Origin of the sequence: Pseudomonas ceruminis, assembly GCF_021602025.1 — a bacterium.
Lineage (GTDB): Bacteria > Pseudomonadota > Gammaproteobacteria > Pseudomonadales > Pseudomonadaceae > Aquipseudomonas > Aquipseudomonas ceruminis.
This window is the reverse complement of record NZ_BQHW01000023.1, coordinates 71,351-93,024: the sequence shown is the minus strand read 5'-3', so window position 1 is coordinate 93,024 and position 21,674 is coordinate 71,351. Positions and strand designations below refer to the sequence as shown.

Genomic DNA, 21,674 nt, shown 5'->3' with positions numbered 1-21,674 from the left:
AACCCTGCTGTTGTGCTGAAGGAGCGGGTGAAAGGCCCGATGGTAGCAAATGACTTTTCGCCCGTCAGTCTGCCAGTGCCTCATAGCCGCTGAGAAAGTGTGGGCCAATGTAACGCTGCGGCAGCTGGAATGCCTCCGGGTATTCCACCTGCACCAAGTACAGGCCATAGGGATGGGCGGTCACGCCCCCCTCGCGGCGGTTGCGGCTTTCCAGTACTTCGCGGGCCCAGGCCACGGGGCGCTCGCCCGCACCGATGGTCATCAGCACCCCGGCAATGTTGCGCACCATGTGATGCAGGAAGGCCGTGGCACGTACATCCAGCACGATCATCCGGCCATGGCGGGTCACGCGCAGATGGTGGATATGCTTGATCGGCGACTTGGCCTGGCACTGGCTGGCACGGAAGGCGCTGAAGTCGTGGGTGCCGAGCAGGAACTGCGCTGCCTCGGCCATGCGCTCGACATCCAGCGGGCGGTGGTTCCAGGTGACCTCCTCGGCCAGGTGTGCCGGGCGGATCGGGTCGTTGTAGATGACATAGCGGTAACGCCGAGCGGTGGCCTTGAAGCGGGCATGGAAGTCCGCTGGCATTGGCCGCGACCACACCACGCTGATGTCGTGGGGCAGGTTGAAGTTACTGCCCAGCGTCCAGGCGCGCTCGTCACGCACCGCCTGGGTGTCGAAGTGCACGATCTGGCCGCAGCCATGCACGCCGGCATCGGTGCGCCCGGCACAGACCACGCTGATCGGCTCGTTGGCCACCTTCGACAACGCTTGCTCCAGCGCCTGCTGGACACTCGGCACACCGCTGGCCTGGCGCTGCCAGCCGCGGTAGCGCGAGCCTTTGTATTCCACGCCCAGGGCGATACGGGTGTAGCCTTCGGCGGCGGCTTCGGTGGCGGCGGTGTCGATGATGTCCAAGAGCGTGAAACCTGTGGGGTATACGGAATGGCGGAGATTATAACGACAACGGCAGCCTTGTTGGGCTGCCGTTGGGTTCGCACTTGCTTGGCCGGCCCCTTCGCAGGTTGCCTACATGAAGGCCGGCACAGACAACCTCAGATCAGCCGGGACAGCATGTCCTCGGCTTCCTGACGCTGAGTATCGTCACCATCCTTGACCACTTCGTCGAGGATGTCGCGGGCGCCCTGGTGGTCACCCATGTCGATATAGGCACGCGCCAGGTCGAGCTTGGTCGCCACTTCGTCGCTGCCGGAGAAGAAGTCGAAGTCCAGATCGTCCAGCGGCTCCGGCTCCTGAGCGGCGTCCGCAGCGGTGAAGTGCGGCTCCAGCGACGGCGACTCAAGGCTTTGCGACAGTTTGTCGAGTTCGGCGTTGACGTCGTTCAGCTCTGAGGCAAAGCTTTTGGCGGCCGGCGATTCGTCATCCAGCGACAATGACAGATCGAAGTCTTCAGGCAGCTCAAGTTCCGAGATCGGGTCGAACTCCGGGATGGCGTCGAAGGCTGCCAGCTCGGCGGCAACGTCCACAGGAGGTTCGTCCACAGCATCCGCTGCGGTGGGCTCGGCGATATCCAGATCGAAGTCGGCCAGGTCGTCAACGTTCTGCGGTTCGGCATGGGCCTGGGCCAGCAACGTTTCGAAATCGTCATCGGCATCGGTTGGCGACTCGGCCGCCGGTGCAACGGGCTCAGCGTCTTCCTGCAGCTCGGCCAACGCGGCTTCATCCAACACTGGCGGCTCGAGTGTGTCGTCCAACGGCAGGTCATCACCCAGGCTCAGGTCGAAGGCACTGTCGAAATCGTTGTCATCGAGAACTGACGCTTCGCCAGCTTCGTCGGCGGCAGGCTCGATGACCGGCTCAGGCGCCACCTCAGGCTCAGGGTCAGACGCTGCTTCTGGCTCGGGCTCCACAACCGCTTGCACGGCTGGATCGGCCTCTGACTCCACCGCAGCAGGGTCCTGGGGTGCGTCCTGCAGCAGGTCGTGTACGTACTGTTGATCCAGCTCGGCGGCCAACGCTGCAGCACCCAGGCCTGCAGCCGCAAGGCCGAGCATGGCGGGGTAGCGTTCCTTGAGCCCGTTGACCTGGGCGATATTGTCATCATTGCCTGGCAGCTTGCGTTCCTGCTCGACGAAGGCGCTGTGGTCGCCTTGGCGGGCATAGACTTCCATCAGTTTCAGGCGCAGGCCATCATGCTCAGGCTGCGCCGCCACTGCAGTCTCCAGCAGATCGGCAGCATGGTTCAGGCGACCGCGCGCCAGGCTTTGCTCCACCTCGGCCAGCAGTTCGGCGTTCGGGTCTTGCACAGGTGCAGGCTCTGCAACCGGCGCCGCGGGTGTGGGAGTGGTGGGTTTTTCCGCGGCCACGGCCGCTGCAGCGGAAGCGGCCACCACGGCCGGCGACAGGGTAACGGTAGGTGATGCAACCTCCAGCTCGTCGAAGCTGCTTGGCGGCAGGTCAAGGTCTGGGCCAGGCGCGCTCTCCTCAGCCAGCGCCCGCGCCATGCGCAGGTGCTTTTCGGCTTCCTGCTGGGCCTTGCGCTTGCGCGCCAGCAGCAACAGCAAAAGCAGCAGCACGAGGAATGCAGAACCTGCGATCAGGCCAAGCAAAAGCGGGTTACCCAACACCTGGTCAAGGGCACCTGGCTGCTCGGCGGCAGGTGCAGGCTCATTGGCAGGTGCTGCCTCTGGTGCGGTATCGACGGCCGCAGGCGCTGGCTGCACGACAGGCTCGGCTGGAGCGGCCTGGGCATCTGCAGCGGGCTGCGCCGGCTCACCCGGCAACGCTGCGGGCGGGGTTGCGCCTTCGGCACCCTGCGCCTCCAGGCGGGCCAGCTGGTCATTCTTGAGCTGGATGAGGCGCTGCAGTTTGTCCAACTGGCTCTGCAGGTCGCTCATCCGGCTTTTGAGTTCTTCGTTGTCACGACGGCTGGTGTCCAGGCTCTCCTGGGCGACGGCCAGCTTGTCGTTGATTGCCTTGGCTGTGCCGGCACCCGCCTGGTTGCCCGGGCTGACCAGGCGCAGGTTATCGCCCTGGGCGATACGCTCGGGCGCAGCGTCGGCAGCACCGCGGCGGGTGGCATCGAGCTGGCGGGCACGCGGACCCAGGCGGCGGCCTTCACGCCATGCCGCATACTGCTCGGCCACTTCGCGGTTGGCTTCGCCCTGGGGAATGCTCTGGATCTGCTGCTGATCGGGCAGGCGCAACACCTGGCCTACTTTCAGCTGGTTGATGTTGTTACCGATGAAGGCATCCGGGTTCAGCGCCTGGATGGCGATCATGGTCTGCTGCACCGAGCCACCGCCCTGGGTGTTGCGCGCCGCAATCTGCCACAAGGTATCGCGGCGCTTGGTGGTATAGCTGCCGGCACTGCTCACCGCCGGGGCGACATTCGCTGCGGCTGGCTGCTGGCCCTGGGCCTTGGCCTGGTCGAGCAGCACACTGTAGTCACGCAGCAGGCGGCCCTGGGGCCACATCACCTGAACCAGGAACTTGACCACCGTACCTGGCAGCGGCTGGCTGGAGGTGACCCGCAGCACGCTCCTGCCGTTGGGGTTGATCACCGGCGTGAAGGTCAGGTCTTCGAGATAAGTCGGATACGCCACCCCGGCTTTGCTGAACTCTTCCGGCGGCGCCAGGCTCGGCGCTACTTCGGCAGCGGTGAGGTCGCGCACATCGAGCAATTCGATCTCGGCGTCCAGCGGCTGGTTCTGCGCTGACTTGAGCGTCAGCTCACCCAACCCCAGGGCATTCGCCATGCCAGACGACAGCGCCGACGCTGCCGCCATGGCCAGAACCAGTTTGCGAATTCGAAGCATGACCTCTTCCCTTGTATGAATCGTCCCGAAAACCCGCACATGGCGTGGGACAAAAGTGCTCGCCAGTATCTTTTACGCCATGTGTTTAATCAACAATTGCGCCACCTGCACAGCGTTGAGCGCGGCGCCTTTGCGCAGGTTGTCGGTGGTCAGCCAGAGGTTGAGCTGCTGGTTTTCGTCGACACCATGGCGTACACGACCAACATAGACCACGTCTTGCCCTACTGCGTCACCGACCGGGGTCGGATAATCGTCGCGTTCCACCAACTCAACGCTGTCTGCGCCCTCGAGCGCGTCATTGACTGCGCCCAGGTCGACCGGCCTACGGCTTTGCAGGGCCACACTGAAGCTATCGCCGAAAAACACCGGGACTTGAACGCAGGTCACGGAAATCTTGAGTTCTGGCAGGCCCAACAGCACCCGCAATTCGTTGACTAGGCGGTGTTCCAGCAGCGTATGGCCCTGTTCGTCGGCAGCCCCGACCTGGGCCAACAGGTTAAATGCCATCTGGCGGTCGAAGAACTGCGGCTCGAGCGGACGGGCATTGAGCAGTTCGGCGGTTTGGCGGGCCAGTTCGTTCACCGCCTCTCGGCCTTGGGCGGATACCGCCAATGCGGCCATGACTTGCACCCGTTCGATGTCGAGCTGGCCCTTGAGGGGCGCCAGGGCGACAGCCAGGGCGACGGCTGCGCAGCTGGGGCTGGCGATGCGCGCGGGCAATGTGAGGTTGGCAATGCTGTGGGCGTTGGCTTCGGGCACTACGGCGAGGGCATCGTCAAGGCCGCCGGAGAGGTCGATGACCGTGCAACCTGCCTGCTGGGCCTTGCTGGCGAAGCTGCGGCTGACGGCGGGGCTGGCGGCGAAGAAGGCGAGCTTGACTTGGGTGAAGTCGAAGCTGTCCACTTCGCGCACCTTGATCTTCTTGCCGGCAAACATGACGCTGCTGCCCGCCGACTCCATGCTGGCCAGCAGGTGCAGTGTCGCGACCGGGAAGTCCAGCTCTTCGAGGATCTGTACGAGGGTTTCACCGACGCTACCGGTGGCGCCGACGACGGCGATATCCAGGGGTTGGGTCATGTCAGGGATCCTTTTGCTGAAACGGCGGGGGCGGCACTTTACTTGGATTGTAGAGTTTTGTCTGTGCCCCCCAAAGCGGATGATCTTGCTCTTGCTCTTGCTCTTGCTCTTGCTCTTGCTCTTGCTCTTGCTCTTGCTCTTGCTCTTGCTCTTGCTCTTGCTCTTGCTCTTGCTTCTAAGCGCGCGGTAGCTCAGGCAACACAGGATGCGACTTCAGGAGGCCGAACGCAGGCCTTGCGGAGGGAGGTGACGGGCATGGATGCCCGTCAAGCGCTGGGCCCCAGGAGGGGGCCTGCAGCGCGGTCCTCCCGGGAGCAAGGCCGGAGTGAGGGAACCCCGAAGCGCAGCGTAGGGGCCGGATGATGGGAGCCAACGGTTTTTGGTTCCTTTTTGCCACGACAAAAAGGGACCCGCCGTAAGGGCGGAAAGGTGATTCCGCGTCGCCATCGCAAATGGATATTCTCGCTGGGGAACTACCCTCACGATTTGTTTGGCTTTTTGCCTTTTGGCTTTGAAAACCTGGCTGAAATTCATTTGCCATGGTGGCGCCACTTCACCTTTTCGCCTTTACGGCGACCTACTTTTTGACTGGGCAAAAAGTAGGCAAAAACCCCGGCTCCCATCATCCGGCCCCTACGCTACGCTCCGGGGTCCCCTCGCTCCGGCCTTGCTCCCGGGAGGACCGCGCTGCAGGCCCCCTCCTGGGGCCCAGCGCTTGACGGGCATCCATGCCCGTCACCTCCCTCCGCAAGACCTGCGCTCGGCCTCCTGAAGTCGCACTCAGCGTCGCCTGGACCCTCGCGCGCTTAGAAGCAAGAGCAAGAGCAGAGCAGAGCAGAGCAGAGCAAGAGCGAACGCGGAAGCAAATGCATAAAAAAACCCGCGCTGTTGCCAGCGCGGGTTTTTAGCTACTGCAGAGCGATCAACGCTCCAACAGAATACGCAGCATACGGCGCAGCGGCTCCGCAGCGCCCCACAACAGCTGGTCGCCAACGGTGAACGCACCCAGGTACTGGGAACCCATGTTCAGCTTGCGCAGGCGCCCCACTGGAATGTTCAGGGTGCCGGTGACGTGGGTCGGGCTCAGCTCCTGCATGCTGATTTCGCGCTGGTTCGGCACCAGCTTCACCCATGGGTTGTGCTGGCTGATCATGCCTTCGATATCGGCCAGCGGCACATCCTTGTTCAGCTTGATGGTCAGCGCCTGGCTGTGGCAGCGCATAGCGCCGATACGCACGCAGATGCCATCGACCGGGATTGGGCTCTTGAAGCGGCCGAGGATCTTGTTGGTTTCGGCCTGAGCCTTCCACTCTTCACGGCTCTGACCGTTCGGCAGTTCCTTGTCAATCCACGGGATCAGGCTACCCGCCAGCGGCACGCCGAAGTTCTCGGTCGGGTAGGCCTCGCTGCGCATGGCCTCAGCCACCTTGCGGTCGATGTCGAGGATAGCGCTGGCCGGGTTGGCCAGGTCATCCGCTACGGCAGCGTGGGTAGCCCCCATCTGCTTGATCAGCTCGCGCATGTTCTGCGCGCCGGCACCGGAAGCCGCCTGGTAGGTCATGGCGCTCATCCACTCGACCAGGCCCGCCTCGAACAGGCCGCCCAGGCCCATCAGCATCAGGCTGACAGTGCAGTTGCCACCGATGTAGTTCTTGGTACCGGCATCGAGTTGCTGGTCGATTACCTTGCGGTTGACCGGGTCGAGCACGATCACCGCATCGTCCTGCATGCGCAGGGACGAGGCGGCGTCGATCCAGTACCCCTGCCAACCGGCTTCGCGCAGCTTGGGGAAGACCTCGTTGGTGTAGTCGCCACCCTGGCAGGTCAAGATCACGTCGAGGGTCTTGAGTTCTTCAATCGAATAAGCGTCCTTGAGCGGAGCAATATCCTTGCCCACGTTCGGGCCCTGGCCACCGACATTGGAGGTGGTGAAGAACACCGGCTCGATAAGGTCGAAGTCCTGCTCCTCCAGCATCCGCTGCATGAGCACGGAACCGACCATACCGCGCCAACCGATCAGACCTACACGTTTCATCGCAACTACACCTTTGCTAAAAGTGGGCCGCCACCGACCAAAAACGGTGGCGGGCCAGAGAGATTACAGATTCCGCAGCGCTGCGACTACTGCGTCGCCCATTTCCTGTGTACCGACCTTGCTGCAACCGGCCGACCAGATGTCGCCGGTGCGCAGGCCCTGGTCCAGCACCAGGCTGACTGCCCGCTCGATGGCCTCAGCAGCAGCCTGCTGGTTGAAGCTGTAACGCAGCATCATCGAGACCGACAGAATGGTCGCCAGCGGGTTGGCGATGCCCTGGCCTGCGATGTCTGGCGCCGAGCCATGGCAAGGTTCGTACATGCCCTTGTTGTCGGCATCCAGCGACGCCGAAGGCAGCATGCCGATGGAACCGGTCAGCATGGAAGCTTCATCCGACAGAATGTCACCGAACATGTTGTCGGTCACGACCACGTCGAACTGCTTGGGCGCACGCACCAGCTGCATGGCGGCATTGTCGACGTACATATGGCTCAGCTCGACATCCGGATAGTCCTTGGCCACGTCCTCGACCACCTCACGCCACAGCTGGCTGGAAGCCAGGACGTTGGCCTTGTCGACCGAGCACAGCTTCTTGCCCCGCACCCGCGCCATGTCAAAGCCGACACGGGCGATACGGCGCACTTCGCTTTCGCTGTAAGGCAGGGTGTCGTAAGCCTGGCGCTCGCCGCCTTCGAGTTCACGCTGGCCACGCGGTGCACCGAAATAGATGCCGCCAGTCAGCTCACGTACGATGAGGATGTCCAGGCCTGAGACGATTTCCGGTTTGAGCGAAGAGGCATCGGCCAGCTGTGGGTAAAGAATGGCCGGGCGCAGGTTGGCGAACAGACCCAGTTGCGAGCGGATTTTCAGCAAACCACGCTCAGGGCGGATGTCACGCTCGATCTTGTCCCATTTAGGGCCGCCCACGGCGCCCAGCAGCACGGCATCGGCCTTGCGCGCACGCTCCAGGGTCTCGTCGGCCAGGGGCACACCGTGCTTGTCGATGGCCGCGCCGCCGATCACGTCGTGCTCAAGGCTGAAACCGAGCTGGAACTTGTCATTGGCCAGCTCCAGCACCTTGACCGCCTCGGCCATGATTTCCGGGCCGATGCCATCACCTGGGAGAATCAGAATCTGCTTGCTCATGCTTTCCTCTATCCATTCAAGCGGCGCGACCGGCTCGGCCGCACCGTAAAAAACTCAGCGCTCGGCCCACAGCACGATGACATCAGTGCTGAACGAGCCATCGGCTTCAATCTGGTAATACTGCCGCACTTCCTCGCCCATGGCCTGCTGCAGTTGGCGGATGGCCACACGCAACGGCTCGGGGGTGCGCATGCGTTCTACCCACGACGCCCATTCCAGGCGCAGGCGCTGGCGCGAGTGGCTGCGCACATGCAGGCCCGCTTCGCTGACCAGGCGTTGCCACTGGGCAGCAGAATAATCGCGCACATGGCTGGTGTCGCGCAGCACTTCCACCGACTGCAGGTAGGTGTCGAGCAGTGGGCTGCCTGGCGACATGACGTCGATGAACGCCGCTACCCCGCCGGGCTTGAGCACCCGACGTACTTCACGCAACGCAAGGCCCACATCGCTCCAATGGTGCGCCGAATAGCGGCTGAAGACGAAGTCGAACGAAGCATCGGCGAACGGCAAGCGTTCGGCGGCGCCATGGGCGGTCTTGACGTTGCCCAGCCCGCGTTCGGCGGCGGCACTGGCGACCACGTCGAGCATCGACTGCGACAGGTCGTAGGCAACCACTTCGGCGACCAAGGGCGCGACATGGAAGCTGACGTGACCGGCACCACAGCCCAGGTCCAGTACGCGGGCTGCGCCCTGCCCTGCCAGCTCGGCCTGCAGCAGCGCAAATTCACTGCCTTGGGCATGCACGGCGCTGCTGAGGTAGGCGCTGGCCTGTTCGCCGAACTGGCGCTGGACAACATCGGTGTGGGAGGTGCTGGTCATGGGATGTTCCTTCTGGTTTCAGGTTGCCTGTACTGCCGATATCGCCGGCAAACCGGCCCTCACAGGGACTCCACAGATTCAAAAGACCTGTGCAGCCCCTGCAGGAGCCGGCTTGCCAGCGATGAGGCCAGCCAACCCAACTGCATCAATCAGGCATCACGGAACAGCCAAGGCTGGCCGGCACGGTGCTTGCCTTCGAAGGCCTTGATCGCATCGCTGTCCTGCAGGGTCAGGCCGATATCATCGAGGCCATTGAGCAGGCAATGCTTGCGGAACGCATCGATCTCGAAGTGCAGCACCTTGCCATCCGGGCGGGTCACCGCCTGCGCCTGCAGGTCGATGGTCAGCTGGTAGCCTGGGTTGGCTTCGACCTGCTTGAACAGTTCGTCGACTTCCTCATCGCTCAAGATGATCGGCAGCAGGCCGTTCTTGAAGCTGTTGTTGAAGAAGATGTCAGCGAAGCTCGGGGCGATCACGCTGCGGAAGCCGTATTCGTCCAGCGCCCACGGGGCGTGCTCACGGCTCGAGCCGCAACCGAAGTTCTCCCGCGCCAGCAATACGCTGGCCCCCTGATAGCGTTCGTGGTTGAGCACGAACTCCTTGTTCAACGGGCGCTTGCTGTTGTCCTGGTAAGGCTGGCCCACATCCAGATAGCGCCATTCATCGAACAGGTTGGGGCCGAAGCCGGTCCGTTTGATCGACTTGAGAAACTGCTTGGGGATGATCTGGTCGGTGTCGACGTTGGCACGGTCCAACGGGGCGACAAGACCGGTGTGCTGGGTAAAGGCTTTCATGCTGCGCTCCCTTGGATCAACTCGCGGACATCGATGAAGTGGCCGGTCACCGCGGCGGCGGCGGCCATGGCCGGGCTGACCAGGTGGGTACGACCACCGGCACCCTGACGGCCTTCGAAGTTGCGGTTGGACGTGGACGCGCAATGCTCGCCGCTTTCCAGGCGGTCCGGGTTCATCGCCAGGCACATCGAGCAGCCAGGCTCGCGCCATTCGAAGCCAGCTTCGAGGAAGATCTTGTCCAGGCCTTCACGCTCGGCCTGGGCCTTGACCAGCCCGGAGCCTGGCACCACCAGCGCCTGCTTGACGTTGGCAGCGACCTTGCGGCCCTTGGCAATCTCGGCGGCGGCGCGCAGGTCTTCGATGCGCGAGTTGGTGCACGAACCAATGAAGACGCGGTCGAGCTTGATGTCAGTGATCGCCTGGTTGGCAGCGAGCCCCATGTACTTGAGGGCACGCTCGATCGAGCCACGCTTGATCAGATCGGGCTCGGCGGCCGGGTCCGGCACGCGCTGGTCGACGGCCAGAACCATCTCGGGCGAAGTGCCCCAACTGACCTGTGGTTTGATCTGTGCGGCGTCCAACTCGACCACGGTGTCGAACACGGCGTCGGCATCCGAGACCAAGCCTTTCCAGGCCTGCGCCGCCTGCGTCCACTGCTCGCCCTTGGGCGCATAGGGGCGGCCTTCGACGTAAGCGATGGTGGTATCGTCGACCGCCACCAGGCCTACCCGGGCGCCCGCTTCAATGGACATGTTGCAGATGGTCATGCGGCCTTCCATCGACAACTCACGGATGGCGTTGCCGGCGAACTCCATGGCGTGGCCATTGCCACCTGCGGTGCCGATCTTGCCGATCACGGCAAGCACGATGTCCTTGGCAGTGACGCCTGCGGGCAATTGGCCCTCGACGCGCACCAGCATGTTCTTCATCTTCTTGGCAACCAGGCACTGGGTGGCGAGCACGTGCTCGACCTCGGAGGTGCCAATGCCGTGGGCCAAGGCACCGAAGGCGCCGTGGGTGGAAGTGTGCGAATCGCCGCAGACCACGGTCATGCCTGGCAAGGTGGCGCCCTGCTCCGGGCTGATGACGTGGACGATGCCCTGGCGCTCGTCGTTCATCTTGAATTCGACGATGCCATATTCGTCACAGTTCTCATCGAGGGTCTGCACCTGCAGGCGCGACACCTGGTCGGCGATGGCTTCGATACCGCCTTTACGCTCTGGCGTGGTCGGCACGTTGTGGTCGGGCGTGGCGATGTTGGTATCGATGCGCCATGGCTTGCGGTTGGCCAGGCGCAGGCCTTCGAAGGCCTGTGGCGAGGTCACTTCGTGGATGATATGGCGGTCGATGTAGATCAAGGACGAGCCGTCATCACGGCGCTTGACCTCATGGGCTTCCCAGAGTTTGTCGTAGAGCGTTTTGCCAGCCATCAGACTGTTCCTCATCAGCGTCTTTCTATGCCAAAGACCCCTTGGCTTGTACGGACGATGCTATGGCGATAGATTGAATAACTCAAATTCATAATTTTCATGCTTTGCATAACCATCAGGAATCCGAGAAATGGACCTGGCCAATCTCAGTGCTTTTATCGCCATCGCCGAAGCCGGGAGCTTCTCCAGGGCAGGCGAGCGCCTGCACCTGACCCAGCCGGCAATCAGCAAACGCATCGCGGGCCTTGAGCAGCAGCTTGATGTGCGCCTGTTCGACCGCCTGGGCCGCGAGGTAACCCTGACCGAAGCTGGCCGGGCCCTATTGCCACGTGCCTACCAGATTCTCAACGTACTCGATGATACCCGACGTGCGCTGACGAATCTGACCGGAGAGGTCAGCGGTCGCCTGACCCTCGCCACCAGCCACCACATCGGGCTGCACCGCCTGCCCCCGCTGTTGCGGGCCTTCACCCGTCAGTATCCAGCTGTTGCATTGGATATTCAGTTCATGGATTCAGAAGCAGCCTACGACGAGATTCTCCACGGGCGCGCCGAAATTGCGGTCATCACCCTCGCGCCCGAGCCCCATCACCTGGTCAAGGCGGTGCCGGTATGGGTCGATGCCCTGGATTTCGTCGCTGCCCCTGAACACCCACTGGCCAACAATGCCCAGGTCAGCCTCGCCGACGTGGCACGCCATCCAGCGGTATTTCCGGGCGGCAACACTTTCACCCACCATATCGTCCAACGGCTGTTCGAAAGCCAGGGCCTGGCCCCCAATATCGCCATGAGCACCAACTACCTGGAAACCATCAAAATGATGGTTTCCATCGGCCTGGCCTGGAGCGTACTGCCCCGCACGATGCTCGACCATCAGGTCGCACCGATCGCTTTGCCCGGCATACACCTGTCGCGCCAGCTAGGCTACATACTGCATACGGAGCGAACGCTATCGAACGCGGCGAGGGCCTTCATGGCCCTGCTCGACAGCCACGCAGGGTCCGCCTGACCGGTCGTCAGCCCGGCACTTCCACTCAAGGACGCGTCAACCGCCAAAGGTCTGGTACCAATGCCCAAATCAGCAAAACGCTTTCCGCGCCTGCCGCGCATTCCCGCTGCTGACCCTCAGGAGTCGGAGCAAGCCTGGCAGAACGCCCCGCAACTGCTGGCCGCGCTCAATGGCGCCCGCCTGGGTGCATGGCTATGGGATATCGAAAGCGGACGGGTCAGTTGGTCCCGCGGCACCCAGGCACTGTTCGGCTTCGATCCGCACCGGCCTCTGCCCAACGACATTGACTACCTCGACCTGCTGCCAGAAGAAGATCGCGCCCGTACCCGCCAGTTGTTTCAGGCTGTGGTCAATGGCGAGCCTGCAGAGAAGGCCATGCGCCATCGCATCCGCTGGCAAGACGGCAGTCTGCACTGGCTGGAAATCAACGGCAGCCTGACCCACGACCGCCTTGGTCGGCCGCAGATGATCGGGGTAATCCGCGAAATTACCCGCCAACGCGAACGAGAGACGGCGCTGATCAATTCGGAAAAGCGCTTTGCGACCCTGTTTCACCTGAGCCCCAACGCCATCCTGCTCACCCGTCGCCACGACGGCATGATCTTCGAGGTCAACCAACATTTCGAAGACATGTTCGGCTGGCCCGGGGACCAGGTGATTGGCAAGACCAGCCTGGAGCTTGGCCTATGGGTGAACCCCGAGCAGCGCCACCTGGTACTGGACTCGACCCGCGCCAGCGGTGGCCCGGTGATCATGGAGGTGCAGTTCCGGGCCAGCAGCGGCAACGTCCACGACGGCATCTTGTGTACCCAAGGCATCGAGCTCGAAGGCGTGACCTTTCTGCTCAGCACTTTCGTCGACACTTCCGAGCGCAAGCGCGCCGAGCAGGCGCTCAAGGACAGCCAGGAGCGCCTTGACCTGGCCTTGGATTCGGCGCAGTTAGGCACCTGGGACTGGCACATCCCCAGCGGCATGCTCTACGGCTCAGCCCGTGCGGCGCAATTGCACGGGCTGGACCCGATACCGTTTCATGAATCGTTCGATGCGTTCTTCGAGGGAGTCCCCGAACAAGAGCGCGATGCGATGCGCCAGGCCTATCGCAGCCTGCGCGAAGGCCCGGCAGGCAACTACCAGATCACCTACCGAGTGCAACTGGAAAACGGTGCTTCGCGCTACATCGAAAGCCGCGCGCGCCTGTACCGTGACGAACGGGGCAACCCCCTGCGCATGGCCGGCACGTTGCTTGACATTACCGAGCAGGTGGAGCGCGAACAGCGCCTGAGCGCCTCGGAGGAAAAATTCGCCAGCCTGTTCCAGGTCAGTCCCGATCCGATCTGTGTGACCCGTCAGGACACTGGCCAGTTCATCGAGATCAACCCGGCCTTCACCCAGACGTTCGGCTGGAGCGCAGAGCAGGTGATTGGCCGCAGCGCCGAGGAAATCGGCCTGTGGGCCGAATCGATCGAGCGCGCCAAGCGCATAGAACGCGTCATCCGCGAACAGGCGCTGAGCAATGTCGCGGTGGTGGTCAACCACCGCAACGGCTCGCCCTTGACGTGCGTGATCTCCAGCCGCCTGATCAGCGTCGACGACCAGCCCTGCAGTGTCACCACGCTGCGCGACATCACCCAGCAACAACGCGCCGAGGCAGCACTCAAATCCAGCGAAGAGAAGTTCGCCAAGGCCTTCCACTCCAGCCCTGATGCCATCACCATCACCGAGCGCCGCAGCGGCCGCTATCTGGAGGTCAACGACGGCTTCTGCCGGTTGACCGGCTACAGCGCCAGCGAGGTGGTGGGCCGCAGTGTCTTCGAGCTGGGTATCTGGGCCGACGACAAACAGCGCAGCGCCCTGCTCAACGAGCTCAAGGAGCGTGGCCGAGTACACCACCGGGAGATGCTAGGGCGCAACAAGCGTGGAGACATCCTTACCGTGGAAGTGTCGGTGGAGCCGATCAGCCTCAACGAGGTCGATTGCCTGCTGCTCACCGCCCGCGATGTCAGCCAGTTGAAGAACGCCCAGGCGCAGATACGTCACCTCGCCTACCACGACCCGCTGACCAACCTGCCCAACCGTGCCCTGCTGATGGACCGCCTCAGCCAGCAGATCGCGCTGCTGCGACGGCACAACCTGCGCGGCGCCCTGCTGTTCCTCGACCTTGACCACTTCAAGCACATCAATGACTCACTGGGGCACCCGGTGGGCGACACCGTACTGAAGATCATCACCGCACGGCTGGAAGCCAGCGTACGCCTGGAGGACACCGTGGCGAGGCTGGGCGGCGACGAGTTCGTGGTGCTGATCAGCGGCCTGGAAGGCAGTCGTGAAGCGGTAGAAAACAAGGTTCGTGAGCTGGCCGACACCCTACGCGAGTTGCTGGCCGAGCCCATGTCGTTGGACGGCCAGCGCCTGCAGGTCACCCCCAGCATTGGCGTGGCGCTGATCCCCGACCACGGCGCCACCCCGGCCGACCTGCTCAAGCGGGCCGATATCGCCCTCTATCGGGCCAAGGATTCAGGGCGCAATACCACTCAGCTGTTCCATACCACCATGCAAAAAGCCGCCAGCGAACGCCTACGCATGGAAAGCGACCTGCGCCTGGCGCTGGCCCGAGGCGAGCTGGCGTTGCATTTTCAACCGCAGGTGGATGCCCGCGACAACCGCATCGTCGGTGCCGAGGTGCTGCTGCGCTGGCACCACCCGCAATTGGGCCAGCAGGCGCCGTCGCAGTTCATTCAGGTCCTTGAAGAAAGCGGCCTGATTCTTGAGGTGGGTAGCTGGATTCTTGATGAAGCCTGCGATGCCTGCGCGCGCATGCTTGAGGATGGGTTGATCGACGCTGATGATTTCAGCCTGTGCGTGAACATCAGCCCGCGCCAGTTCCGTCAGAACGACTTCGTCGAACGGGTGCTGCGCAGCCTGGACGATTACCGCTTGCCACGGCAGATCCTCAAGCTGGAGATCACTGAGGGCATTGTGATCCAGAACCTTGAAGACACCATCAGCAAGATGCGCGAACTCAAACGTTACGGCGTGAGCTTCGCGATGGATGATTTCGGCACCGGGTATTCGTCACTGACCTACCTCAAACGCTTGCCGGTGGATGCACTGAAGATCGACCAGACGTTCGTCCGCGACGCACCCGACGACCCCAACGACGCCGAGATCGTCCGCGCCATCGTGGCCATGGCACGCAGCCTGGACCTGGCGGTGATTGCCGAGGGTGTGGAGTTGACCGAGCAACTGGCGTTTCTCGAGCGGCTGGGTTGCCACCTGTATCAGGGCTACCTGCACAGCAGGCCGCTGCCCTTGCAGGCGTTTCGGCAGATGCTGATGGAAGCGCCCGCCGATTACTGACGCTGCTGCAACGAAGAAAGGGCACCCGAAGGTGCCCTTTCGTTCATTCGCCGAACTTAGTTCAGCGCAGGCTGCTCGCCATTGATCGGGATACGCTTGGCCTTGGCGTCTTCAGGCACGATGCGCAGCAGATCGATGCTGAGCAGGCCGTTGGCCAGGCCGGCGGATTTGACCTCGATATGGTCAGCCAGGCGGAACGACAGCTTGAAGGCACGCTGGGCGATGCCCTGGTGCAGGTAGGTCACTTCAGCGGTGCCGTTCTCGCGCTTGCCACCGGTTACGGTCAGAACACCTTTTTCGACTTGCAAGTCGAGGTCCTGCTCCTGGAAACCGGCTGCGGCAACCACGATTCGATAGTGGTCATCGCCATGTTTTTCGACGTTGTAGGGTGGGTAGCTGCTACCCGCCTCGTTACGCGCCGCGGACTCGAACAGGTCATTGAAACGGTCGAAGCCAACGGAATGGCGGAACAGGGGTGCAAGAGAGAAAGCGCTAGTCATGGTCATAAACTCCTGAAATTCAGCAAGTGAGTCATTACGCGACCCGTCTTCGGCATCGCGTACTGAATAAATAGGGGTCAGGAGACGGCTTTCAAGGGGGCAAGTGCAAAAAAAATGTGATTTTTTTTGGATGGTTTTTAGAAGTTGAGCCTGAGCATGATTAAGGGGGCCGGCTTGCCGGCGACTGGGCTGGATCAGGCGACGCATGCCTCGACGGCCGGTACCTCAACCCCAAGCAAACGGCTGATACGCTGACAATCGTCCTCGCGCCGCAACTCGGCAAACAGCACCACCGCCTCCGGATAACTGCGCGTCAGCATCGCCAACCACTGCTTCATCCGACCGGGTGCATAGCGCGGCGACAGCTTGGCCTGTGCCTGACGCCAGAACTCACGCAGCAATGGCAACAACGCCTCCCAACTCATCGGCTGATAGTCACGCCCGTCACGTGCGGCTGCAATCTGCAAGGCAAGGTCCGGTCGCGACACCAGCCCCCGCCCTAGCATGATGTCTTCGGCGCCACTGACCTCACGGCAACGCCGCCAGTCATCAACCGTCCAGATCTCGCCATTGGCAAATACCGGCACCTTGACCACATCCTGCACCCGCGCCACCCACTCCCAGTGCGCCGGGGGCTTGTAGCCTTCGACTTTGGTTCGCGCATGCACCACCAGGTGGGCCGAGCCACCTTCCGCCAACGCTGTGGCACACGCCAGCGCACCATCTGGGCTGTCAAAACCCAGGCGCATTTTTGAAGTGACCGGAATGTGCGCTGGCACAGCACGGCGCACCTCCTGCACGATGGCATGCAGCAGTTCCGGCTCCTTGAGCAGCACCGCGCCGCCCCGTGACTTGTTAACGGTCTTGGCCGGGCAGCCGAAATTCAGGTCGATCACCGGCGCGCCCAGCTCACAGGCCAACGCGGCGTTCTCAGCCAGGCAGACTGGATCAGAACCCAGCAACTGCACACGCATTGGCACACCGGCAGCGGTGCGGGCACCCTGGCGCAGCTCAGGGGCGAGCTTGTCGAACGATGAGGGGGGCAGCAGGCGGTCACACACCCGAATGAACTCGGTGACACACCAATCAATCCCCCCCACGCGGGTCAGGACATCGCGCAGGATGTTGTCGACCAGCCCCTCCATGGGGGCCAGGGCAATTTGCATGTAAGGCTCTCGGCGGGAAAAGGCGGCAGTCTAGCAAAAAATGCCAGCGTTTCAGGCGCCGATCAGCGCCGGGCCGTAACCTTCGATGAACGCTGCCGGCATGCGCCTGGGTTTGCCGCTGGACAGTTCGATACAGGCGAAGGTGGTCTGCGCGCGTAGCAAGGTCACGCCATCACGCGGGCGCTTGAGCTGAAACCGACGAGTCATGCGCAAGCGCTGGTCCCAGTCGATGATCCAGGTGGCCAGTTGCAGCTCGTCGTCTTCGTAGGCCGCAGCGAGGTAGTCGATTTCGTGGCGCACCACCGCCATGGCCCGGTCAAGGCGCCGGTATTCGGCCAAGTCCAGGCCCAGCCGCTGGGAGTGGCGCCACGCGCAACGCTCCAACCAGGTGACATAGACGGCGTTGTTGGCGTGGCCGAGGCCGTCGATATCCTCGCTGCCGACGCGCAGGTCAATGATGAATGGCGTTGCCAGGTCCCAGCTCATGCCCGCTCCCCTTGTCAGTAAACGGGCAGAGTGTATCGGATGTTCAGGCGCTTTGCCGCGCAGGTGCGCTGGCACGGCTGAGCAAATCAAGCACCGCCTCGCCCAGGCGTGGATCAGCCAGCACCCGTTGATGTCCCCCCTCCTCCAGGCGCAGCAGGCGGCTGTCGAACCAGGCCTTGTGAATGGCCTCGGCTTCAGTGGCGGGTACCAGCGTGTCATCGGCCGCATGCACCACCAAGCCCGGCAACTCCAACTGGTAGCCACTGACATCCAGCCGGGCTATCTGCATCCCGACATCCCGTTCGACCTGGCGAATGAAGGCGGCCCTGGCCCGCGCGGGCAGGCCCAAGTGCCGGGCGAAGCGGCGCAGCACGCCGAGCAGTTGCGCAGGTGCGGCGATACTCACCGCAGCCTCGGCCCGCAGGCCCATCTGCAGGGCCAGCAAGACACTGGCACCGCCCATTGAATGACCGATCACGGCACGTAGCGGCGGCAACTCGGCAGCAGCTTCCAGCAGCGCTCGGGCGAACAGCACCACATGCGCCTGCTGCCCCGGTGAGCAACCATGGGCCGGGCCTTCCAGCGAGACCACGGTGTGCCCCGCTTGCACCAGGGTGTCAATCAGCGCGGCGAACTGGGTCGGGCGCCCTTCCCAGCCGTGCATCAACAACACCGTTGGCCCTTTGCCCCAGCGCAAGGCAGACAACCCAAAGCGCAGCGTGATGCGCTCGGCGCTGGCCAGCAAGGGCAGCTCCCATTGCCGAGGTGGCAGGTTGCGCGGGGTCATGAAGGCGCGGCGCATCTTGCCGGCGATATGTTCGGGGGCGAGGCGGCCGAGGGAGCCATTCACACCACGAATCCAGCTCAAGGTAGTCATCACCGTGCTCCAGGTCAGAGGCTTCAGATAACCGCCGACTTGGCGGCGCGCAGGATACGGTCGGACAACTCGCCGGTGCCCAAGGCACGGGCCAGCGCCAGACCACCGACCATCAGGGCCAAGTCAGCCAAAGCCTTGTCGGCGTCTTCGGGGCGATCGACCATCGCCGCAGTCATCAGCTCGATATGTTCGGCCAGCACTTCACGAAAGATGTCCGGCAGGCGCTGCATCTCGCCGATCGAATTGGGCAACGGGCAAGCATGCACTTCGGCATCACGGTGCTTGCGCGAAAGGTAGAAAGCGCTTACCAGCGCTCGCCGCCCTGCACCATCCAGGGTGGGGTCAACGTGGGCGAGCAAGGCCCGGCGCTCGCCAAGCAATTGGCGAAAGGCCTCGAGCATGAGCTCGTCCTTGCTGTCGAAGTGGGCATAGAAGCCCCCTACAGTAAGCCCCGCAGCGCCCATGACCTGGCTGACGCTCGGCTCCGCCGGGCCATGCTGGATCAGCGCACTGCAGGCAGCCTCGAGAATGCGCTCGCGGGTTTTGGTCTTCTTGTCGCTCATGGTGCAGTTCACCGGGGAAATATGATGATCGAAATATTATACTCATCATATTTTTCCGCAAGCAGAATCTGCCGCCTCTATCGCCGCGCGCTGGTTTTGGGAAGGGTAAAAAAACAAAAGGCCCATTCAATAAGCGAATGAGCCTTTAAAGTCCCGCAAAACGCGGGTAAACGTGGCGTCCCCTAGGGGACTCGAACCCCTGTTACCGCCGTGAAAGGGCGGTGTCCTAGGCCACTAGACGAAGGGGACGTAACCTTCGCGAAGATCTGCTGCGCAGACCCTGGCTAAATTGGTGGAGCTAAGCGGGATCGAACCGCTGACCTCCTGCATGCCATGCAGGCGCTCTCCCAGCTGAGCTATAGCCCCGAAAACAAAAGGCTCATCCAATGTGCGAATGAGCCTCTTAAAGCCCCGCAAAACGCGGGTAAAGTGGCGTCCCCTAGGGGACTCGAACCCCTGTTACCGCCGTGAAAGGGCGGTGTCCTAGGCCACTAGACGAAGGGGACGAAACCTTCGCTAAGATCCGCCAACGCGAACCCTGGCTAAATTGGTGGAGCTAAGCGGGATCGAACCGCTGACCTCCTGCATGCCATGCAGGCGCTCTCCCAGCTGAGCTATAGCCCCGGATTTCTAGCCTCTCGGCCCAGCGACATCCTAAAACATCGCTTGTGCAAAACTGGCGTCCCCTAGGGGACTCGAACCCCTGTTACCGCCGTGAAAGGGCGGTGTCCTAGGCCACTAGACGAAGGGGACGAACCTTCTTACCTTCAAGACCCGTTTGCTGGAACCGGTCTTGCCTGGCAGCCTTGGCTACCAAGCGGAATTTGGTGGAGCTAAGCGGGATCGAACCGCTGACCTCCTGCATGCCATGCAGGCGCTCTCCCAGCTGAGCTATAGCCCCACAATGTCGCTTTGAGCTGAAGTCGCTGGCTGGGTGCCTTGCGCTTCGTTTCGCTCATCGCTGTGGACGGGGCGCATATTAAGATCGGATTGCAGTGCTGTCAAACAAATTCTTGAAAAAATTCAAAAGTTTTTTCACAGATAACAATCACTTACCGCCCTGCCCCGAAACATTGCAACGATTGCTGAGCAATTGAACCTGCAAGGGCGGGCATGCCCGCCCTTGCAGGTTAGGGTTACGGCCGCCTCAGGCGATGGTCGCCAGCAGCTTTTCCCACTCTTTGTTTTCTTTCTTCGACACGCCACCCAGCAGGTCCAGGGCCTGACGCAGACGGTAGCGGGTCAGGTCCGGGCCAAGGATCTCCATCGCATCGAGCACCGACACCGAGCTGGCCTGGCCAGTGATGGCAGCGAACATCAGCGGCATGGCGTCACGCAGTTTCAGCGCCAGCGCTTCGACCACCGCCTGAATGCACCCGGTAATGCGGTCTTTTTCCCACTGGCGCAGGCTTTCGAGCTTCCACAGGATCAATTGCATCACCTGACGCACCTGGTCTGCAGACAGCTTCTTGCTTTCGAACAACGTGGCGTCGAGCCTGAGCGCACCTTCGAAGAAGAAGCCGCCCAGCGGGGCAATCTGGCTGAAGGTTTCGACCCGGCCCTGCACGTGCGGGGCAATCTTCATCATGTAGTCGCTGTTGAACGCCCATTGCTGAACACGCGCGGCGAATTCTTCCACCGGCAACTCACGCAGCCACTGGCCGTTGAGCCACGACAGTTTCTCGATGTCGAAGATGGGGCCACCCAGGGAGATGCGCGACAGGTCGAAGTGCTCGACCATTTCGGCCAGGGAGAACTTCTCGCGCTCATCCGGCATCGACCAGCCCATGCGGCCCAGGTAGTTGAGCATTGCCTCAGGCATGAAACCCATGCGCTCGTAGAACGTTACCGAGGTTGGGTTCTTGCGCTTGGACAGCTTGCTCTTGTCCGGGTTACGCAGCAGCGGCATGTAGCACAGCTTGGGTTGTTCCCAGCCGAAGTACTCATACAGCTTGATCAGCTTCGGCGCCGACGGCAGCCACTCTTCGCCACGCAGCACGTGGGTGATGCCCATCAGGTGGTCGTCGACCACGTTGGCCAGGAAGTAGGTCGGCAGGCCGTCGTTCTTCATCAGCACCTGCATGTCCATGCGGTCCCATGGGATCTCGACATCGCCACGGAGCATGTCCGGGACCACGCAGATACCTTCGCTCGGCACCTTCATGCGGATCACATGGGGCTCACCTGCGGCCAGGCGGCGCTGCACCTCTTCGGCGCTCAGCAGCAGGGCGCGGCCGTCGTAGCGCGGGGTTTCGCCGCGGGCCATCTGCTCGGCACGCATCTGCTCGAGTTCTTCGGCTGTGCAGAAGCAATAAAACGCATGGCCGGCATCGACCAGTTGCTTGGCGTACTTGGCGTAAATCTCGCCACGCTCGCTCTGCCGGTACGGGCCGTGCGGGCCGCCGACATCCGGCCCTTCATTCCATTCGATGCCAAGCCAGCGCAGGGCGTCGAAGATCTGCTGTTCCGACTCGCGGGTCGAGCGCAACTGGTCAGTGTCTTCGATGCGCAGGATGAACTCACCGCCGTGCTGCTTGGCAAAGCAGTAGTTGAACAGGGCGATGTAGGCGGTGCCGACATGGGGGTCGCCCGTGGGCGATGGCGCGATACGCGTGCGAACGGTGGTCATGGAGAG

16 protein-coding genes and 6 tRNA genes are annotated in these 21,674 nt (G+C 62.5%); 2 read left to right on the top strand and 20 right to left on the bottom strand.

All coding sequences use genetic code 11. From position 1 onward, the window contains the following. Positions 1–64: 64 nt before the first annotated feature. From truA to leuC, 8 genes are all read right to left on the bottom strand, one after another. Positions 65–919 carry a tRNA pseudouridine(38-40) synthase TruA gene (truA, locus tag L6D80_RS22890; protein ID WP_054902376.1) on the bottom strand — a complete coding sequence of 285 codons (855 nt, stop codon included), beginning with the start codon at positions 917–919 and terminating at the stop codon, positions 65–67. 137 nt (positions 920–1,056) lie between these two features. Continuing rightward, positions 1,057–3,780 (bottom strand): FimV/HubP family polar landmark protein, encoded by a 2,724-nt coding sequence (locus L6D80_RS22885; RefSeq protein ID WP_176516834.1) that lies wholly within the window; start codon positions 3,778–3,780, stop codon positions 1,057–1,059. Between the two features lie 72 nt (positions 3,781–3,852). Further along, the gene (locus L6D80_RS22880) at positions 3,853–4,857 is read right to left on the bottom strand and encodes an aspartate-semialdehyde dehydrogenase (RefSeq protein WP_054902378.1); all 1,005 of its coding nucleotides are present in this window, start codon (positions 4,855–4,857) and stop codon (positions 3,853–3,855) included. A 922-nt stretch (positions 4,858–5,779) separates the two neighbouring features. After that, positions 5,780–6,892 (bottom strand): aspartate-semialdehyde dehydrogenase, encoded by a 1,113-nt coding sequence (gene asd / locus L6D80_RS22875; protein WP_054901136.1) that lies wholly within the window; start codon positions 6,890–6,892, stop codon positions 5,780–5,782. 63 nt (positions 6,893–6,955) lie between these two features. Further along, on the bottom strand, positions 6,956–8,038 hold the full coding sequence (gene leuB, locus L6D80_RS22870; protein ID WP_176516194.1) for a 3-isopropylmalate dehydrogenase: 1,083 nt from the start codon (positions 8,036–8,038) through the stop codon (positions 6,956–6,958). A 54-nt stretch (positions 8,039–8,092) separates the two neighbouring features. Then, positions 8,093–8,857, bottom strand: a complete 765-nt coding sequence (locus L6D80_RS22865; protein WP_176516196.1) for a class I SAM-dependent methyltransferase — start codon at positions 8,855–8,857, stop codon at positions 8,093–8,095. Positions 8,858–9,006: 149 nt separating this feature from the next. Then, a complete protein-coding gene (gene leuD / locus L6D80_RS22860; protein WP_054901139.1) occupies positions 9,007–9,651 on the bottom strand; it encodes a 3-isopropylmalate dehydratase small subunit in 645 nt (214 codons plus the stop codon). Beyond that, positions 9,648–11,081, bottom strand: a complete 1,434-nt coding sequence (leuC, locus tag L6D80_RS22855) for a 3-isopropylmalate dehydratase large subunit (protein ID WP_176516198.1) — start codon at positions 11,079–11,081, stop codon at positions 9,648–9,650. The genes leuD and leuC overlap by 4 nt, the downstream gene beginning before the upstream one ends. A gap of 130 nt (positions 11,082–11,211) precedes the next feature. On the opposite strand from leuC, the gene L6D80_RS22850 reads away from it, so the two are divergent. Both L6D80_RS22850 and L6D80_RS22845 read left to right on the top strand, forming a co-directional pair. Next, positions 11,212–12,090 carry a LysR family transcriptional regulator gene (locus L6D80_RS22850; RefSeq protein ID WP_176516200.1) on the top strand — a complete coding sequence of 293 codons (879 nt, stop codon included), beginning with the start codon at positions 11,212–11,214 and terminating at the stop codon, positions 12,088–12,090. Between the two features lie 60 nt (positions 12,091–12,150). Further along, a complete protein-coding gene (locus tag L6D80_RS22845) occupies positions 12,151–15,447 on the top strand; it encodes a PAS domain S-box protein (protein WP_176516202.1) in 3,297 nt (1,098 codons plus the stop codon). Between the two features lie 56 nt (positions 15,448–15,503). Here the strand turns inward: L6D80_RS22845 and L6D80_RS22840 are convergent, their stop codons facing one another. From L6D80_RS22840 to gltX, 12 genes are all read right to left on the bottom strand, one after another. Beyond that, positions 15,504–15,947 carry an Hsp20 family protein gene (locus L6D80_RS22840; protein ID WP_054901143.1) on the bottom strand — a complete coding sequence of 148 codons (444 nt, stop codon included), beginning with the start codon at positions 15,945–15,947 and terminating at the stop codon, positions 15,504–15,506. A gap of 194 nt (positions 15,948–16,141) precedes the next feature. Further along, the gene (locus L6D80_RS22835; RefSeq protein ID WP_176516203.1) at positions 16,142–17,113 is read right to left on the bottom strand and encodes a tRNA dihydrouridine synthase; all 972 of its coding nucleotides are present in this window, start codon (positions 17,111–17,113) and stop codon (positions 16,142–16,144) included. A 51-nt stretch (positions 17,114–17,164) separates the two neighbouring features. Next, on the bottom strand, positions 17,165–17,599 hold the full coding sequence (locus L6D80_RS22830; protein ID WP_054901145.1) for an acyl-CoA thioesterase: 435 nt from the start codon (positions 17,597–17,599) through the stop codon (positions 17,165–17,167). A gap of 43 nt (positions 17,600–17,642) precedes the next feature. Then, entirely contained in the window at positions 17,643–18,476 is an 834-nt protein-coding gene (locus tag L6D80_RS22825) for an alpha/beta fold hydrolase (protein WP_176516205.1), read from the bottom strand. A gap of 23 nt (positions 18,477–18,499) precedes the next feature. Continuing rightward, on the bottom strand, positions 18,500–19,039 hold the full coding sequence (locus tag L6D80_RS22820) for a TetR/AcrR family transcriptional regulator (protein ID WP_054901147.1): 540 nt from the start codon (positions 19,037–19,039) through the stop codon (positions 18,500–18,502). A gap of 173 nt (positions 19,040–19,212) precedes the next feature. Beyond that, positions 19,213–19,288, bottom strand: a tRNA-Glu gene (locus L6D80_RS22815). 41 nt (positions 19,289–19,329) lie between these two features. After that, a tRNA-Ala gene (locus tag L6D80_RS22810) sits at positions 19,330–19,405 on the bottom strand. Between the two features lie 64 nt (positions 19,406–19,469). Continuing rightward, a tRNA-Glu gene (locus tag L6D80_RS22805) sits at positions 19,470–19,545 on the bottom strand. A 42-nt stretch (positions 19,546–19,587) separates the two neighbouring features. Then, positions 19,588–19,663: transfer RNA gene (locus L6D80_RS22800), tRNA-Ala, on the bottom strand. 53 nt (positions 19,664–19,716) lie between these two features. Next, a tRNA-Glu gene (locus tag L6D80_RS22795) sits at positions 19,717–19,792 on the bottom strand. Positions 19,793–19,864: 72 nt separating this feature from the next. Next, a tRNA-Ala gene (locus L6D80_RS22790) sits at positions 19,865–19,940 on the bottom strand. Between the two features lie 246 nt (positions 19,941–20,186). Further along, a complete protein-coding gene (gene gltX / locus L6D80_RS22785) occupies positions 20,187–21,668 on the bottom strand; it encodes a glutamate--tRNA ligase (protein WP_176516207.1) in 1,482 nt (493 codons plus the stop codon). Positions 21,669–21,674 lie beyond the last annotated feature (6 nt).